The sequence below is a fragment of the Neobacillus sp. 204 genome (assembly GCF_046562815.1).
Lineage (GTDB): Bacteria > Bacillota > Bacilli > Bacillales > Cytobacillaceae > Neobacillus.
Map to the genome: position 1 here is coordinate 33,718 of NZ_JBJORY010000025.1, position 17,839 is coordinate 51,556.

The window sequence follows — 17,839 nt, forward strand, 5'->3', positions numbered from 1 at the left end:
AGAGTGGAACCACTTCATATCTATAATCGAAAGACAGGTCAAATTGACCTGTCTTTTTTTGTGCTCACTTTTCGACGAATGAAAAAGGGTGTCAGGCACCATGTGAATTTTTCACATGGTGCCTGACACCCAAAAATGAGCGATGGCATCCAACGAAGCGGTGTCACTCTACGACACTAATTAATATTATTTGAATGATAATAGAGAAAACCGTCGAACGATTTTTTTAGCCTGTTCACTAATTTGACAAACTTTTAAGTCTATTAATTTTATAATTATCTGAACAATGAAAGAATAGGGAGTGTGATTTATGGAAAAGACAAATGCTAGTTTCATAGAACCTGTTAGTGAAGTAAATCTTCATTCATCTAAATGGGCTTTGCAGAATGGTCTGAAAAAAATTCAACTCATGCTTGAGTCCTTTTTCATAAAAAAGGGGTACCTGTTATTAATAGTTGGGTTTTTGCTTGGACGGGCCTTGATTTTGGCAAAGCTGACTCCTTTTTGCCTTCCCTTTTTTGCCTCCGTGTATTTAATTAAACGTGATCGGGCACCGCTTGCCTTGATCGGACTGGTTATCGGAGCAGTAACCATTTCATTAACAAATGCTGCCAGTACCTTTATCATCACCCTTTGCTTTATCGTAGTCTTTCGAATAAGCAAAAAATGGATAAAAAATGAGCTAAAAGCTTTGCCCTTTTTTGTCGGTATTGTGCTAGGACTGGGGAAATTAGCGGAAGCGTTTATCCTTTCGACGCAATTAACGCTTTATGACTTCATGATGGTCGGAGTACAGACGAGCCTTGCTTTTATCTTGACGCTCATTTTTTTACAAAGTATTCCATTATTAACCTTTAACAAACGAAGGCAATTATTAAAAACAGAAGAAATTGTCTGCTTAATCATCATGCTTGCTTCAATCATGACGGGGACGATTGGGTGGAAGGTATATGACTTGTCGGTGGAGCATATCCTGTCAAGATACTTAGTATTAGTGTTTTCTTTTATTGCTGGGGCAACAGTCGGCTCCACCGTTGGGGTCGTCACGGGCTTAATTTTTAGTCTTGCGAGCGTTTCGAGCTTTTACCATATGAGTTTGCTTGCCTTTTCAGGTGTTCTCGGCGGCCTAATGAAGGAAGGGAAGAAAATAGGTGTTTCGATTGGATTATTTATTGCCACACTCCTCATCGGTATGTATGGGGAAGGGGGCGACGGTTCAATCCTGCAAACGGTATTGGAAACAGCCGCTGCCGTCTTTTTATTCCTTCTAACACCTCAGCTCCTCACTTCACGATTAGCAAAGTATATCCCTGGTACACCAGAGTACACAGCGGAGCAGCAAAAATATATGCGGAAAATGCGCGACGTCACTGCGCAGCGGGTTTCTCAATTCTCTAATGTCTTCCATGCCTTGTCCAAAAGCTTTTCACAAATGGAGGTCCAGCCAAGGGACGATGAAAGTGAACGAGAAATGGATTACTTTATGAGCAATGTGACCGAGAAAACCTGCCAAACCTGCTTTAAGAAGGACCAATGCTGGACGAGTAATTTTAATACAACCTATGCTTATATGGAAGAAATTATTCATGAAATGGATCAAAACAATGGGACGATTTCTACGAAACTAGCACGAGATTGGGAGAAGATATGTACACGTTCTAAAAAAGTATATGAATCGATTGGACAGGAATTAACATTTTTCCAAGCCAATCAAAAGTTGAAAAGACAGGTTCAGGAGAGCCGAAAGCTTGTTGCCGATCAATTGTTAGGTGTGTCTGAGGTAATGGAAAATTTCGCAAAGGAGATTCAGCGGGAAAGAGAAAATCATCACAAGCAGGAAGAACAAATTATGGAGGCAATGCAATCATTCGGAATCCATATTGAACAGGTAGAAATATATAGCCTCGAACAAGGAAATGTCGACATTGAAATGTCTTTACCATTTTGCAATGGTCACGGGGAATGTGAAAAGTTAATTGCGCCGATGTTATCAGACATTCTTGGTGAGACGATCGTTGTAAAAATGGAAGAATGTGCAACCATGCCGAATGACTTTTGTCATGTAACGTTCAGGTCGTCCAAGGCGTATACGGTAGAAACAGGTGTAGCCCATGCTGCTAAAGATGGCGGTCTAGTATCAGGCGATAGCTATTCGACAATTGAACTTGGATTTGGTAAATATGCAATTGCTATCAGTGATGGGATGGGGAATGGAGAAAGGGCGCATTACGAGAGTAAGGAAACCCTGCTTCTTTTGCAAAAAATTCTCCAATCAGGAATTGAGGAAAAGGTAGCGATTAAGTCCATTAATTCGATCCTTTCGCTCCGAACAACAGATGAAATTTTTTCTACATTAGATTTAGCGATGATTGATCTGCAAAATGCTTCAGCGAAGTTCCTTAAGATTGGTTCTACACCAAGCTTTATTAAAAGAGGAAATAAAATTATTAAAATCCAAGCTAGCAATCTGCCGATTGGGATGATTCAAGAATTTGAAGTAGATGTGGTCAGTGAGCAATTGAAAGCAGGAGATTTGCTTATTATGATGAGTGATGGAGTATTTGAAGGACCCTTGCATGTCGAGAACTATGATTTATGGATGAAGCGAAAATTACAAGGGTTAGAGACAGAAGACCCACAAGAAGTAGCTGATTTAATCCTTGAGGAAGTGATTCGTTCGAGATCTGAGATCATCCATGATGATATGACTGTAACGGTGGCAAAAATCAAACATAATACACCGAAATGGGCGTCGATTCCTGTTCAAAAGTTAAAGCGTCAAGCCTAAAAGCGTTATTTTGCGCAGTCATCTATTAATATATGTATAAATCACCTTCTTCCCGTCGAAAATGGTACCAATACATGTAGTGGAGGGAGAAGGTTATGTATACAGGGAAAATTCGCCAAATATTACTGATTACCGATGGATGCTCTAATCAAGGGGACGATCCAATAGCCATGGCTGCACTCGCAAAAGAACAAGGAATTACTGTTAATGTCATTGGAGTAATGGAACAGGATACCATTGATGAAAAAGGAATGACTGAAATTGAAGGAATTGCGATGTCAGGCGGGGGTGTCAGTCAGATTGTCTATGCCCAGCAGCTATCGCAAACCGTTCAAATGGTTACTCGTAAGGCTATGAATCAGACGATTCAAGGAGTGGTGAACCGAGAACTGCAGCAAATATTAGGGCGTTCGCAAACGATGGAAGATCTACCACCTGAAAAACGCGGAGAAGTGATGGAGGTTGTTGATGAATTAGGTGAAACGATCGAATTAGAGGTGTTGATTCTTGTCGATACAAGTGCAAGTATGAAACACAAGCTGCCAACAGTAAAAGAAGCACTGCTTGATCTGTCACTAAGCTTAAACGCTCGTACAGGTGATAATCAATTTTCAGTTTACGTATTTCCTGGGAAAAAGAAAGATGTCGAAAGATTGCTGGATTGGACGCCGAAACTGCAGACATTGACAAGTGTCTTTTCCCAATTGTCTACGGGCGGAATTACCCCGACTGGACCAGCGTTACGGACAGCGCTATCCTCATTTGATCAAAAACAATCCCTAAGGAGCCTTCTTTCACGTGATGATGAATCATACTTTGAAGAGTCAATGTAAGGTAAGCCCCGGAACCGTCATTTCAGGGAAGTGGCATTTTAATAAGTATACGATCATCAAGGAACTTGGATTTGGAGCAAACGGGGTGGTCTACCTTGCCAAACATAATAACACTCAAGTAGCGTTAAAAATGAGTGATAATGGTATGTCGATCACTTCTGAGGTAAATGTTTTAAAATCCTTAGCAAAGGTCCAGGGAACCCCAACCCTTGGGCCTTCTTTGCTTGATGTCGATGATTGGCAAAGTACTCAAGGACGTATTTCCTTTTATGTCATGGAATACATACAGGGTCCTGACTTTTTATCTTTTTTACAACAAAAGGGAAGGTCATGGACCAGCGTTTTATTTTTGCAGCTCTTAAAGGATTTAGACAAGCTTCATGAAAATGGCTGGGTATTCGGCGACTTAAAGCCAGAAAATTTAATTGTCACAGGACCACCGCCTAAAATAAGGTGTATTGATGTGGGCGGAACCACCATTCAAGGGAGAGCCATAAAGGAGTTCACTGAGTTTTATGACCGCGGATATTGGGGGCTGGGTTCAAGGAAGGCAGAGCCCTCTTATGACTTGTTTGCCGTGGCAATGATTATGATCAATACCGCCTATCCTAAACGATTGACGAAAACAACCAGAGGGATTTCGCAATTAAGAGAAGCCATCCGTCAAAAGCCAGAGTTATTGGCATGGGAAAAGGTCATCTTAAAAGCGCTTCAAGGCCATTATAGCAGTGCTAAGCAAATGAGAGCAGATTTATTAGAGCTCATGATTGAAAAAAAAATTCCTGATCCGTCCCCAGCAAAAACTGCCGGAACGGGCAAACCTGCACAAAAACAGCCACAGCAGCCGGGACCTATGGGAAGCCGGCCAATGACAAGGCAGAACTTTCGGAAAAAGAAGAAAAAAAGCGGCTGGATGGAATTTTGGTTAATAACGATCGTGTTAGGTCTTCTGTATGCATGGTACACATTTAATAAATTATTATAAATGTTTGAAACTATTTTTTAAGTCATTCGTATAAGAATTTATACAGTAAGCTTTGAGTAAATAAATAGGAAAAATTTCTAGGCATTTTGCAATACCAATGCTTTGATACTTTATTCTTAAAAGTGGTAGACTAAGGTTATTCTTACCGTTATTAAGTTTTAAACTTTGGTTTAAGGAAGAGAGCAATAATATGTTGGAAACTAAAGTTAAGGCCTTTCTTCATCACCAGGCATTTAGCTTAACATCGAAAAAAATTGTCATTGGTGTTTCAGGAGGGCCGGATTCGCTGGCACTGCTGCACTATTTGCTCGCGGAAAAAGAAAAGCAAGATTTGCACCTGATTGTGGCTCATGTAGACCATATGTTTCGTGGTCAGGAGTCCTATGAGGATGCGATTTTTGTTAGGGATTTTTGTGAACAACATCGCATTCCGTTTGAAATGACTCGGGTCAATGTCCCGGAAATAATGAATAAAACAGGTAAAAGTTCGCAGATTGCGGCACGAGATGTGAGGTATGAGTTTTTTTTAAAGATCATGGAAAAGTATCAGTATCCATTTTTAGCGTTAGCTCACCATGGCGATGATCAAATGGAAACGATGCTGATGAGAGTAACAAGAGGCAGTACGGGGCTTGCTCGGGCAGGTATTCCTTTTATCCGCCCATTTTATAACGGGACCATTTTTCGTCCGTTTTTAGGGTTGGAGAGGGCTGACATTATCGAGTATTGTCAAAAGCAAAACCTTAGCCCAAGAATAGACCCCAGTAATGAAAAAGGGATATATAGCAGAAATCGATTTCGTAAAGAAATAATTCCTTTTTTAAAAAAAGAAAACCCGCATGTCCATGAACATTTTCAACGGTTTAGTGAAGAATTAACCAGCGATGAAATCTTTCTTCAGGAATTAACTGTCCAGCAAATGAATACAGTAATGACAAAAAAGGAAGAAAGCAAAATTACCATTGACATTCAACGCTTTCTTGAAGTGGCTTTACCTTTACAAAGGAGAGGGATTCAACTAATATTAAACTATCTTTACAAAGAAAAACCAGCTTCTTTATCTGCCGTACATATTGATCAAGTATTTTTCTTAATTCAGCATCCTCACCCATCAGGTCAACTCGATTTTCCTAATGGTTTAAAAGTTACCCGTTCCTATTATTCCCTTTCTTTCCAATTTGAATCGATGGAGGTGCCGTCCTATCATTTTGAAATGACGGAGCCTGGTGTGATTAACTTGCCGAATGGCGGGGAAATTGGAAGCGGATATGTTATTGGGGAAATTCCTCCCATAGATGGGAACACTGCCTTGTTTAGTGTTAACAGGTTAAAGTGGCCAATCATTATTCGTTCTCGAAAAGAAGGCGACCGAATGACGATAAAGGGAATGCAAGGTTCGAAGAAATTAAAATCGATATTCATTGATCAAAAAGTACCAGTTCAAGAACGAAACTTGTGGCCAATAGTAACTGATAAAGATGGCAGGATTATTTGGCTGCCAGGTTTAAAAAAATCTTCAATAGAAGGCATAGATTACACTGCTCAACAATATATACTATTCACATATCAAAGTAAGGATCTTCTAGGGGGCACATTTAGATGAAACAGGATATTAAACAGGTTTTAGTAACAGAAGAAGAGATTCAAACTAAAATCAGGGAACTAGCTGCACAGTTAACTGAAGAGTACCAAGATAAATTCCCGCTAGCTATTGGTGTGCTAAAAGGTGCCATGCCGTTTATGGGTGATTTATTAAAACGTATGGATTGTTATCTTGAAATGGACTTTATGGATGTATCCAGCTACGGAACCGGACTTGTTTCTTCTGGTGAAGTAAAAATTATTAAGGATTTAGATACATCTGTAGAAGGAAGAGACATTCTTATTATCGAAGATATTATCGATAGCGGTTTAACACTTAGCTACTTGGTTGACTTATTCAAGTATAGAAAAGCAAAATCCATCAAGATTGTGACACTGCTTGATAAACCAACAGGTAGAAAAAGTGCGATTAAAGCGGATTATGTTGGTTTTATTGTGCCAGATGAATTTGTTGTCGGTTATGGCTTGGATTATATAGAAAAGTATCGTAACCTTCCATATATTGGCGTCCTAAAACCAGAAGTATACAGCGATAATCTCTAGAGAGTGGTATCCCTTCTTTACTAAAACTCGGAGATAGCAAGTCCTAGTAGTAAGTGTAATTTCTTGAATTTGTAAGATTTTCTATGATACCATTTAGTATAGTTTGTCTATCGTGGGAGGAGGTAAGAGATGAATCGGATTTTCCGTAATACCATCTTTTATTTATTGATATTTTTAGTCATTATTGGCGTGGTGAGCTTCTTTAATGGAAGCAATGAACCAACAGATCATATTTCATATGATAAGTTTGTTACCCAATTAGAAAATGGCAAAGTAGATTCGTTCTCCATGCAGCCTGAACGAGGGGTTTATGAAGTTCGAGGTGAGCTTGAAACGAAGAAAAAATTCATAACTTATGTTCCAAACAGTGAAGAAATTATTAACAAAATCAATAAAGCTGATTCAAAAGTTGAAGTAATGCCTGCAAAGGAAACAAGTGGATGGGTGACTTTCTTTACATCAATTATTCCGTTTGTGATTATCTTTATTTTATTCTTCTTCTTATTAAACCAAGCACAAGGCGGCGGCAGCCGTGTCATGAACTTTGGTAAATCCAAAGCGAAGCTTTATAACGACGATAAGAAAAAGGTTCGTTTTAGAGATGTAGCAGGTGCTGATGAAGAAAAGGCAGAATTAGTGGAAGTTGTCGAATTTCTAAAGGATCCACGGAAGTTTGCTGAACTGGGTGCCCGGATTCCAAAAGGAGTGCTTCTTGTAGGACCTCCAGGTACTGGTAAAACCTTGCTCGCTCGTGCAACTGCAGGAGAAGCTGGCGTTCCATTCTTCTCGATCAGTGGTTCGGACTTCGTTGAAATGTTTGTCGGGGTCGGGGCTTCCCGTGTTCGTGACTTATTTGAAAATGCTAAGAAAAATGCACCATGTATTATCTTTATTGATGAAATTGATGCAGTTGGACGTCAGCGTGGCGCAGGGTTAGGCGGCGGACATGATGAACGTGAGCAAACCTTGAACCAATTGCTTGTTGAAATGGACGGATTTGGGGCAAATGAAGGAATTATTATTATTGCTGCCACAAACCGTGCTGATATTTTAGATCCGGCGTTATTACGTCCAGGTCGTTTTGACCGACAAATTACGGTAGACCGTCCGGATGTTGTTGGACGTGAAGCCGTTCTTAAAGTCCATGCACGTAATAAACCTTTGGACGAATCGGTAAACTTGAAAAATATTGCGATGCGTACACCTGGCTTTTCAGGTGCTGATTTAGAAAACTTATTAAATGAGGCGGCATTAGTTGCAGCTCGCAGCAGTAAGAAGAAAATCGATATGGAAGATATTGATGAAGCAACAGACCGCGTCATTGCTGGCCCAGCTAAAAAGAGTCGGGTTATTTCCAAAAAAGAACGTAATATTGTTGCTTTCCATGAGGGCGGCCATACGGTAATCGGTTTAGTGCTTGATGAAGCAGACATGGTTCACAAGGTTACCATCGTACCGCGTGGGCAAGCAGGCGGATATGCTGTCATGCTTCCAAGGGAAGACCGTTACTTTATGACGAAGCCAGAATTACTTGATAAAATTGTTGGTTTATTGGGCGGCCGTGTCGCTGAAGAGATTGTCTTTGGTGAAGTAAGTACAGGAGCACACAATGACTTCCAACGTGCAACCAGTATTGCCCGTAAGATGGTAACAGAATACGGTATGAGTGATAAACTTGGACCACTTCAGTTTGGTCAAGGTTCAGGTGGTCAGGTCTTCTTGGGCCGAGACATTCATAATGAACAAAATTATTCTGATGCGATTGCTTACGAAATCGACTTGGAAGTTCAACGAATTATTAAAGAATGTTATGCAAGAGCTAAAGTGATTCTCACTGAAAATCGTGATAAGCTTGATCTCATTGCAAAAACATTACTTGAAGTGGAAACTCTTGTGGCGGAACAGATTAAATACTTGGTTGACCATGGTCATATGCCAGAGCCTAACCAAGCATTAGAAGCTGTGAAAATCGGCCCGAAAAAAACAGAAGACGTGAAGGTCAATATCAATAAGAAAAAGGATGAGCTTGAGCCTCAAAACCCTTCTGACGAATTAGATAAGCAATAAATATGTAAAGAGTGCTTCGGAAGAAGCGCTCTTTTTTTTTATGAATAAACCAATGTATGGTATTATGTTTTCAGTATAGAAGAGAATAATCTGAAAAGTGAGTGATAGATTTGATTTTCGTATTTGATGTAGGAAATACCAATATTGTACTAGGTGTTTATGATGGTGAGGAGCTTAAATATCATTGGCGTGTTGAAACTAATAGAAACCGAACGGAAGATGAGTTTGGAATGAATATTAAAGCATTGTTTGATCATGCTGGCCTCTCTTTTTCAGATATTGACGGGATCATTATTTCCTCCGTTGTTCCACCAATCATGTTTGCACTGGAAAGAATGTGCCAAAAGTATTTTCACATTAAGCCGTTTGTTGTTGGACCTGGGATTAAAACGGGTCTAAACATTAAATATGAAAACCCAAGAGAAGTGGGTGCTGACCGAATCGTCAATGCTGTAGCTGCGATTCATGAATATGGAAGTCCGCTGATTATTGTCGATTTTGGAACAGCGACAACGTATTGTTATGTGAATGAGGAACGTCAATATATGGGTGGCGCGATTGCACCAGGAATAGGGATTTCAACTGAGGCACTCTATTCGCGAGCGTCAAAACTGCCAAGAATAGAAATTGCCCGTCCAGAAGGGGTTATTGGCAAAAATACGGTGGCGGCCATGCAGGCTGGTATTGTCTACGGGTATGTAGGACAAGTAGAGGGAATTGTAAAGCGGATGATGGAGCAAGGGGAGAAAAAGCCTACCGTCATTGCGACAGGCGGTTTAGCTAATTTAATTGCCCAAGAATCAACTATTATTGATGTGGTTGATCCATTTTTAACTTTAAAAGGTTTACAGCTTATCTATAAAAGGAACATAGGGCAACCTAAGGAATAACAGCTAGAAAGGGGTTAAGCAATGAAGGATTATCTTGTAAAAGCACTTGCCTATGATGGGAATATTCGAGCCTTTGCAGTTCGTACAACGGAAACGGTGACTGAGGCACAAAGGCGTCATCAAACATGGAGAACGGCATCAGCGGCATTGGGCCGCACGTTGACCGCAGGGGCGATGATGGGTGCCATGCTTAAGGGTGAGGATAAATTAACGATAAAAATAAATGGCGGCGGCCCACTAGGACCGATTGTTGTCGATAGTAATGCCAAAGGAGAAGTTCGTGGCTATGTAACGAACCCGGAGGTGGATTTTGAATCAAATGAACATGGCAAGCTGGATGTTCGTCGTGCGGTGGGAACAGATGGTATGTTAGCTGTCGTCAAAGATATCGGACTGCGTGACTTTTTTTCCGGTCAAGTTCCGCTGGTATCTGGAGAATTAGGAGAGGACTTTACTTACTATTTTGCAACCTCTGAGCAGGTACCGTCTTCCGTAGGGGTAGGAGTTTTGGTGAACCCAGATGATTCGATCTTGGCAGCAGGCGGGTTTATTTTTCAATTAATGCCTGGCACACCTGAGTCAATTATTTCTAAACTTGAGGAACGCCTAAAAACGATTGAGCCAATCTCTAAATTAATTGAACGAGGACTCACACCAGAGCAAATCCTCGAAGAACTTTTTGGAAAAGAGCAAGTAAAGGTGTTAGAAACGATGCCAGTGGGGTTTGTATGTAATTGCTCTAAAGAACGGTTTGCTAATGCCATTATCGGTTTAGGGGCCGCCGAGATTACAGCAATGATTGAAGAAGATGGGCAAGCTGAGGCGCATTGCCACTTTTGCAATGAAAAGTACCTCTTTTCAAGAGAGGAATTAGAAGAGCTAAAAAAGGAAGCCAAATAAACGGGTGCTTGCCTTTTTCTGATGGGAGGAGAGAGATTGGGACGGAAGCAACTTTGGATGGTGATTGCCGCCTTGATATTGGTGAACTGCCTAACAATCGCTTTTTTTCTTTCAAAGGCTAATCCGGCAGGCGGTGCCGTATTAGATGAAGAGGCAGTTGCAACCATAGGAAAAGAGACGATTTTACGCCAAGATTGGCTAAATGAACTCGAATCTAGATATGGGAAAGATGTTTTAAAGGAAATGGTCGATCAAAAGGTGATCGAGGAAATGGCTGCAAAATATAAGATAAAAGTTTCCTCCCAAGATGTCGACCGAGAATTTAGGATGCTGCAATCCACCACTACTTCATTTAATAAACAGAATATTAATAATGAGGAAAAGTGGAAGGAGCAAATCCGCAGCAACCTTCTTTTAGAGGAGCTTTTAACAAAAGATGTTAAAGTTTCAACCAAAGAATTGGAAAGCTATTATCAAAAAAACGAGGACCTTTTTAATGTACCATCTGCCTATCATTTATCACACATTGTGGTAAGTACGTTGGAAGAAGCGAACAAGGCCTTGCAAGAATTAGACCAAGGTTCTGATTTTTCAACGTTAGCAATGGAACGATCGATTGAGGAGTTTTCTGCTAATGAGGGCGGCGATATTGGGTATATTAGTGAAGGAGACGAGCGTTATCCGAGCCAATATATCGAAACGGCCCAAGGATTAAAGAAGGGCTCCTACAGTCTGCCAATTAAAGTTGACGAAGGCTATGCCATCCTAAAGTTAGAAGGAAAGATTAACGGAAAAAAATATTCCTTTTCTAATGTAAAGGAGCAAATTCGCAGGCAAATTGCACTAGAACAAATGAAATCACCTGCATCTGCGACTACTTTTTGGGATGATGCTAAGGTTGAATGGTTTTATGGTCAAGAAGGAAACTAAGCACAGGAAATATTCCGTGCTTTTTCTTTATATAGAAAGATTATGTTAGCTCATAGTTGAGTTTTGCCACTATTTTGATTGGAGCGGAAAGCGAAGCGCTTTGAACGGAAATCAACGCCCGATTACAGAACTTTATATATAAAAGTAAATTTGAAATATTGTAAAAAATACGTAAACAAAACGATTGACAAACTCAGTATAAAACTGGTAAATTTAATTATATAAATCCAATCAATTTACTCGGAATAGGGGTGCTCTTAATGGTTCGTGTTGCAAATTCAGTTGCCGAATTAGTCGGTCAAACGCCAATTGTTAAATTAAACAGAATAGTAGATGAAAATAGTGCTGAGGTTTATCTAAAGCTGGAATATTTTAACCCAGGCAGCAGTGTAAAGGATCGTATCGCTTTAGCAATGATTGAAGCGGCAGAAGAGCAAGGTTTAATCAAACCAGGTGTCGATACCATTATTGAGCCTACAAGTGGAAATACTGGTATTGGACTTGCGATGATTGCTGCAGCAAAAGGTTACAAAGCCGTTTTTGTTATGCCTGAAACGATGAGTTTGGAAAGACGGAACCTCCTTCGTGCATACGGTGCTGAACTAGTGTTAACACCTGGTCCAGCCGGCATGAAGGGCGCTATTGCAAAAGCAGAAGAGCTTGTTCAGGAGCATGGTTATTTCTTACCACAACAATTTAAAAACCAAGCAAACCCTGAAGTTCATAGAAGAACAACTGGAAAAGAAATTGTGGAACAAATGGACCAATTAGATGCGTTTGTTTCCGGTATCGGAACAGGCGGAACTATCTCAGGAGCAGGTAGTGTACTTCGTGAAGAATTCCCTGAAATCAAAATTTTTGCGATTGAACCAACAGATTCTCCTGTTCTTTCCGGCGGGTCACCTGGACCACACAAGCTGCAAGGATTGGGTGCAGGATTTGTTCCAGAGACATTAAATACAGACATTTATGACGAAGTACTCCAAGTTAACACGGAGGAAGCGTTTGCAGCAGCAAGACGTGCAGCAAGAGAAGAAGGAATTCTTGGAGGTATTTCCTCAGGTGCAGCAATCCACGCAGCACTAGAAGTTGGTAAAAGACTAGGTAAAGGTAAAAAGGTACTAGCGATAATTCCTGATAATGGTGAACGTTATCTAAGTACAGTGCTGTACCAATACGATGCTGAGTAAGGTAAAACGATAATTAAAGGAGGCGTTGGCGATTGCTGATGCTTCTTTTTTTTGTAAACTATTTATGATTTCATGTATGATAAAAAGAGTGAAAAAAGTTCATAAGGAGGAAAAGGTATGAGAACATCTCAAGAGCAAATCCAATGTGGACCATATACCTTGGATAGTAGTAAAAAAACCATTATTATGGGCATTTTAAATGCTACTCCAGATTCCTTTTCAGATGGCGGAAAGTTCAATAATGTAGAAATTGCTGTTGAACGAGCGAAAGAGATGGTGGCAAATGGGGCAGATATTATTGATATCGGCGGTGAATCAACACGGCCGGGCTTTGCGGCAGTCCCTGTGGAAGAAGAACTCAATCGGGTAATCCCAATTATTCAGGCGATTTCTGAACAAGTCCAGGTCCCAATATCGATTGATACGTATAAAGCGGAAGTGGCAAAGCAGGCGATTGAAGCTGGGGCCCATCTGATTAATGATGTATGGGGGGCGAAAGCGGATGAAAAGATGGGACAAGTTGCCGCTGCTTACGGTGTTCCTATTATTCTCATGCATAATCGGCACGACCGAGACTATAAGGTATTTATGAGAGATGTCATTAATGATCTTTATGAAAGTATTGCCATCGTTAAAAAGGCTGGGGTTAAGGATGAACAGATTATCCTCGACCCAGGTATCGGTTTTGCAAGGAATTATCAAGAAAATCTGCTAACTATGCAGAATTTAGATACGTTCGTGAAACTAGGCTACCCAGTACTATTAGGAACCTCTAGAAAATCGATGATTGGACAAGCATTGGATCTCCCTGTTCATGAAAGACTGGAAGGGACAGGAGCAACCATCTGCTACGGAATCCAAAAGGGCTGTCATATTATCCGTGTTCACGATGTGAAGGAAATGAGCAGAATGGCTAAAATGATGGATGCCCTCATGGGAAAGGGTGAAGCGATTGGATAAAATCCACGTCAATAGAATGGAGTTTTATGGATACCATGGTGTTTTTTCAGAAGAGACTCGGTTGGGCCAGCGATTTGCCGTCGATTTATCAGTTTCCATTGATTTAAAAAAGGCGGGCGAAACGGATCAGCTGGAATACTCCGTAAATTATGCAGACCTTTACCAAGTATGCAAAGATATCGTGGAGGGCCAGCCCTATAAATTGGTCGAAGCTGTGGCAGAAAGAATTGCAGCAAACATTTTGACAGGGTTCCCACTCATTTCTGAAGTTACCGTAACGGTGATTAAACCAGATCCGCCGATTCCAGGTCATTACCGGTCCGTTGCAGTAGAAATTACAAGGAGAAGATAAAAGTGGAAAACACAGCATTTATTGCCCTTGGCTCGAACATAGGAAACCGTTATGATAATATAGCAAGGGCGATCAAAAGATTAACATGTTATACAGGTATTCAATTGGTAAATTACTCCTCCATTTATGAGACGGATCCGATTGGCTATGAAAATCAAGACTTATTTTTGAATATGGTACTTGAGATTCAGACGGTACTCAGCCCCATGGAATTATTAGAGGTATGTTTAAAAATCGAGCTAGAACTTGGGAGAAAAAGGGAAATAAAGTGGGGTCCACGAACAATAGACCTTGACATTCTTACCTTTAACCAAGAAAATATTGAGAGCGAGAAGCTCACTGTTCCACATCCAAGGATGTTAGAACGAGCGTTTGTAATTATTCCACTTTTAGAAATATATAATGAAAAGAAATGTTCGGAGATAAATAAAGTACTTGAGGCATCGTTAGAAGAATTACCAAATAAAGAAGGAGTCCGAATATGGAAGCGGAAAAATGGGGAAGACGTATTCGAGCCTATCGAAAGTTAAAGGGCTTTACGCAAGAAGGTTTTTCGAGGGAATTGGGTGTATCAGTATCGATTTTAGGCGAAATTGAAAGAGGGAACCGCCTTCCTGCCGCTGAATTGCTTGAAAGGATTGCGGAATCTTTAAAAATCACCATAGACGACCTAACACCAAAAGAATGATAAAGCGAAAGTGTCTGTTAACAAATAATTTCAAGAAGAATAGGAGGTGGTTTCATGTTGAAAATTGGCGATATTGAAATAAAGAATCCAGTCGTACTAGCTCCGATGGCAGGAGTATGTAACTCGGCATTCCGTTTAACGGTAAAAGAGTTTGGTGCTGGTTTAGTTTGTGCAGAGATGGTAAGTGATAAAGGTATTGTTAATAAAAATGAGAAAACAATGAATATGCTTTATATCGATGAGCGAGAAAAACCGTTAAGTTTGCAAATCTTTGGCGGTGAGAGAAAAACACTTGTCGAGGCGGCTAAATTTGTTGATCAGAATACCAATGCTGATATTATCGATATAAATATGGGCTGCCCTGTACCGAAAATTACGAAGTGTGATGCTGGTGCAAAGTGGCTGCTTGACCCGAATAAAATTTACGAAATGGTTTCAGCGGTAGTAGCGGAAGTTGAAAAACCTGTTACTGTAAAAATGCGGATAGGCTGGGATGAAGAGCATATTTTTGCCGTAAAAAATGCCCAGGCAGTAGAACGAGCTGGCGGAAAGGCTGTATCCTTGCATGGCCGAACACGTGTTCAAATGTATGAGGGCAAAGCTAACTGGGATATCATTCGTGAAGTAAAGCAAAACCTAAATATTCCGTTGATTGGTAATGGGGACGTTCAAACACCACAAGATGCTAAACGCATGCTTGATGAAACAGGTGTTGACGGAGTAATGATTGGGAGAGCTGCTTTAGGTGACCCTTGGATGATCTATCGCACCGTTCAATATTTAGAAACTGGTATTTTAATGCCTCAACCATCTGTTAGAGAAAAAATTGATGTATGTATCCTTCATCTAGACCGTTTAATCGCTCTGAAAAATGAAAATATTGCTGTACGCGAAATGCGCAAGCATGCTGCCTGGTATTTAAAAGGGGTACGCGGCAATGCCATAGTTCGGAATGCGATTAATGAGTGTGAGACGAGAGATGATTTAGTGGCATTATTAAATGATTTGGTTGCAGAGGTTGAAGAAAAAGAACAAAACCAATTGATTGTAGGATAAATTTGTCACTTAAAGTGTCTTTTCTATACTAATTGATGCTGCCAGTGAAAAAACTGGCAGTTTTTATTTTATTAAGAACTTTTTGATGTCTGAAAGTATAAGTTTGTGTAAAATAATAAAGTATGTAGAAAAATGGAATTGCCTTATATAAAAAGCATTTTACATAATAAAAAGATTATTGGAGTGGATTTTATGAGTCAGGAAGATTTAAATGACCAATTAAGGGTCAGACGTGAAAAAATGAATACCATGCGCGAAAATGGTCTTGATCCATTCGGCAAACGTTTTGACCGCACCCACAGTACAACAGAATTGGTTGAACATTATGGAGAACTAGAAAAAGAAGATATTGAAGCAAAGAATGTTTCCGTTTCTTTAGCAGGCCGAATTATGACGAAGCGTGGAAAAGGGAAAGCAGGCTTTGCACATCTTCAAGATTTAACAGGTCAAATCCAAGTATATGTTCGGCAGGATGCGATTGGCGAGGAAAATTACCAGCTATTTGATTCCGCAGACTTAGGAGACATCATTGGGGTAACTGGAACTCTATTTAAAACAAAAGTAGGCGAATTATCCGTAAAAGTTGAAGACTTTGTGTTTTTAACAAAGGCTTTGCGTCCGCTCCCTGATAAATTCCACGGACTAAAGGATGTTGAACAGCGCTACCGCCAACGTTATTTGGACTTAATTATGAGTCAGGAAAGTAAGGCTACCTTTATTTCACGAAGCCGTATTATTCAATCCATGCGTCGTTATTTAGATGACCACGGATATTTAGAAGTAGAAACACCAATGATGCATTCGATTGCTGGTGGAGCTTCAGCACGTCCATTCATTACACATCACAATGCTCTTGATATGCCATTGTTTATGAGGATTGCTATTGAGTTGCACTTAAAGCGCTTGATCGTGGGCGGACTAGAAAAGGTCTACGAAATTGGCCGTGTATTCCGGAACGAAGGTGTTTCAACCCGTCACAATCCGGAATTCACAATGATTGAACTTTATGAAGCCTATGCGGACTACCGGGATATCATGAGTCTTACAGAGAATTTAATTGCCCATATTGCCCAAGAAGTAGTTGGTTCAACGACTGTTCAATATGGTGATTATGAAGTTGACCTGAAACCTGAATGGAAAAGACTCCATATGGTGGATGCCATTAAAGAATACACCGGTGCGGACTTCTGGAAAGAGATGAGTGTCGAAGAAGCACGTGAACTTGCCAAAGAACACGGTGTCGAAATTAATAACAATATGCTTTATGGTCACATTGTGAATGAATTCTTTGAGCAAAAGGTAGAGGAAAAGTTAATTCAGCCTACCTTTATTTACGGACATCCTGTCGAAATCTCACCGCTAGCAAAGAAAAATGATGAGGACCCAAGATTTACGGATCGTTTTGAATTGTTCATTGTCGCTCGTGAACATGCGAATGCATTTACAGAGCTTAATGATCCAATTGATCAAAGAGAACGGTTTGAAGCACAATTAAAAGAACGTGAACAAGGAAATGATGAAGCTCATATGATGGATGATGATTTCGTTGAAGCTTTAGAGTATGGTATGCCGCCTACCGGAGGATTAGGAATCGGAATAGACCGCTTAGTTATGCTGCTTACTAATTCACCATCTATCCGTGACGTACTATTATTCCCGCTTATGCGTCATAAATAATATCTTTAAAAAAGTGCCATATCATTGGCACTTTTTTTATGACTTCAAACAAGAAGAGTTAGAATATTATTACTTTGATTATTTGATAAAAAAATACAAAAGACTATTGCGCCCGTTCTATAATGGTGGTATATTAATATCTGTTGCTGCGACGCAATGGCAGTAACAAAAAAGAAGTTAAAAAAGTTGTTGACATTATCGTGATAACTTGATAAGATAATAAAGTCGCTTTAAGGCGATTGAGTAATTGATCTTTGAAAACTAAACAAACAAGATCGTGCAAACAAACAATAAATTTAGTTTCATTATTGAAACTAAGCCAACGTAACTTTTATGAGCTAATCAACTTTCTTGGAGAGTTTGATCCTGGCTCAGGAC

The 17,839-nt window shown here is 40.1% G+C and carries 16 protein-coding genes; all 16 read left to right on the top strand.

The annotated features are described in order from the left end of the window. Positions 1 to 310 precede the first annotated feature (310 nt). The 16 genes from spoIIE (at position 311) to lysS (ending at position 17,461) form a co-directional block, all read left to right on the top strand. The gene (gene spoIIE, locus ACJ004_RS28665) at positions 311 to 2,788 is read left to right on the top strand and encodes a stage II sporulation protein E (RefSeq protein ID WP_410896485.1); all 2,478 of its coding nucleotides are present in this window, start codon (positions 311 to 313) and stop codon (positions 2,786 to 2,788) included. Between the two features lie 95 nt (positions 2,789 to 2,883). Then, positions 2,884 to 3,621: a VWA domain-containing protein gene (locus ACJ004_RS28670; protein WP_410896486.1), complete on the top strand. Its 738-nt coding sequence runs from the start codon at positions 2,884 to 2,886 to the stop codon at positions 3,619 to 3,621. Next, complete coding sequence (locus tag ACJ004_RS28675; RefSeq protein ID WP_410896502.1) at positions 3,590 to 4,606, top strand: protein kinase domain-containing protein; 1,017 nt, start codon at positions 3,590 to 3,592, stop codon at positions 4,604 to 4,606. Before ACJ004_RS28670 ends, ACJ004_RS28675 begins: the two co-directional genes overlap by 32 nt. Before the next feature lie 190 nt (positions 4,607 to 4,796). After that, positions 4,797 to 6,209 (top strand): tRNA lysidine(34) synthetase TilS, encoded by a 1,413-nt coding sequence (gene tilS, locus ACJ004_RS28680; protein WP_410896487.1) that lies wholly within the window; start codon positions 4,797 to 4,799, stop codon positions 6,207 to 6,209. After that, positions 6,206 to 6,751, top strand: a complete 546-nt coding sequence (gene hpt / locus ACJ004_RS28685) for a hypoxanthine phosphoribosyltransferase (protein ID WP_410896488.1) — start codon at positions 6,206 to 6,208, stop codon at positions 6,749 to 6,751. The genes tilS and hpt overlap by 4 nt, the downstream gene beginning before the upstream one ends. Positions 6,752 to 6,880: 129 nt before the next feature. Further along, on the top strand, positions 6,881 to 8,818 hold the full coding sequence (ftsH, locus tag ACJ004_RS28690; RefSeq protein ID WP_410896489.1) for an ATP-dependent zinc metalloprotease FtsH: 1,938 nt from the start codon (positions 6,881 to 6,883) through the stop codon (positions 8,816 to 8,818). 110 nt (positions 8,819 to 8,928) lie between these two features. Further along, entirely contained in the window at positions 8,929 to 9,708 is a 780-nt protein-coding gene (locus ACJ004_RS28695; RefSeq protein WP_410896503.1) for a type III pantothenate kinase, read from the top strand. A gap of 21 nt (positions 9,709 to 9,729) precedes the next feature. Continuing rightward, the gene (gene hslO, locus ACJ004_RS28700; RefSeq protein ID WP_410896490.1) at positions 9,730 to 10,608 is read left to right on the top strand and encodes an Hsp33 family molecular chaperone HslO; all 879 of its coding nucleotides are present in this window, start codon (positions 9,730 to 9,732) and stop codon (positions 10,606 to 10,608) included. A 36-nt stretch (positions 10,609 to 10,644) separates the two neighbouring features. Next, positions 10,645 to 11,538: a peptidyl-prolyl cis-trans isomerase gene (locus ACJ004_RS28705; protein ID WP_410896491.1), complete on the top strand. Its 894-nt coding sequence runs from the start codon at positions 10,645 to 10,647 to the stop codon at positions 11,536 to 11,538. 260 nt (positions 11,539 to 11,798) lie between these two features. After that, positions 11,799 to 12,728, top strand: coding sequence for a cysteine synthase A (gene cysK, locus ACJ004_RS28710; RefSeq protein WP_410896492.1), 930 nt, complete (start codon positions 11,799 to 11,801; stop codon positions 12,726 to 12,728). Positions 12,729 to 12,845: 117 nt separating this feature from the next. Further along, positions 12,846 to 13,688, top strand: coding sequence for a dihydropteroate synthase (gene folP, locus ACJ004_RS28715; protein ID WP_410896493.1), 843 nt, complete (start codon positions 12,846 to 12,848; stop codon positions 13,686 to 13,688). After that, positions 13,681 to 14,040, top strand: a complete 360-nt coding sequence (gene folB / locus ACJ004_RS28720) for a dihydroneopterin aldolase (protein WP_410896494.1) — start codon at positions 13,681 to 13,683, stop codon at positions 14,038 to 14,040. The genes folP and folB overlap by 8 nt, the downstream gene beginning before the upstream one ends. 2 nt (positions 14,041 to 14,042) lie before the next feature. Continuing rightward, positions 14,043 to 14,570 (top strand): 2-amino-4-hydroxy-6-hydroxymethyldihydropteridine diphosphokinase, encoded by a 528-nt coding sequence (gene folK / locus ACJ004_RS28725; RefSeq protein WP_410896495.1) that lies wholly within the window; start codon positions 14,043 to 14,045, stop codon positions 14,568 to 14,570. After that, complete coding sequence (locus tag ACJ004_RS28730; RefSeq protein WP_410896496.1) at positions 14,522 to 14,728, top strand: helix-turn-helix domain-containing protein; 207 nt, start codon at positions 14,522 to 14,524, stop codon at positions 14,726 to 14,728. Before folK ends, ACJ004_RS28730 begins: the two co-directional genes overlap by 49 nt. A 54-nt stretch (positions 14,729 to 14,782) precedes the next feature. Further along, complete coding sequence (gene dusB, locus ACJ004_RS28735; protein ID WP_410896497.1) at positions 14,783 to 15,784, top strand: tRNA dihydrouridine synthase DusB; 1,002 nt, start codon at positions 14,783 to 14,785, stop codon at positions 15,782 to 15,784. Between the two features lie 192 nt (positions 15,785 to 15,976). After that, the gene (gene lysS, locus ACJ004_RS28740; RefSeq protein WP_410896498.1) at positions 15,977 to 17,461 is read left to right on the top strand and encodes a lysine--tRNA ligase; all 1,485 of its coding nucleotides are present in this window, start codon (positions 15,977 to 15,979) and stop codon (positions 17,459 to 17,461) included. The last annotated feature ends 378 nt before the right edge of the window (positions 17,462 to 17,839 follow it).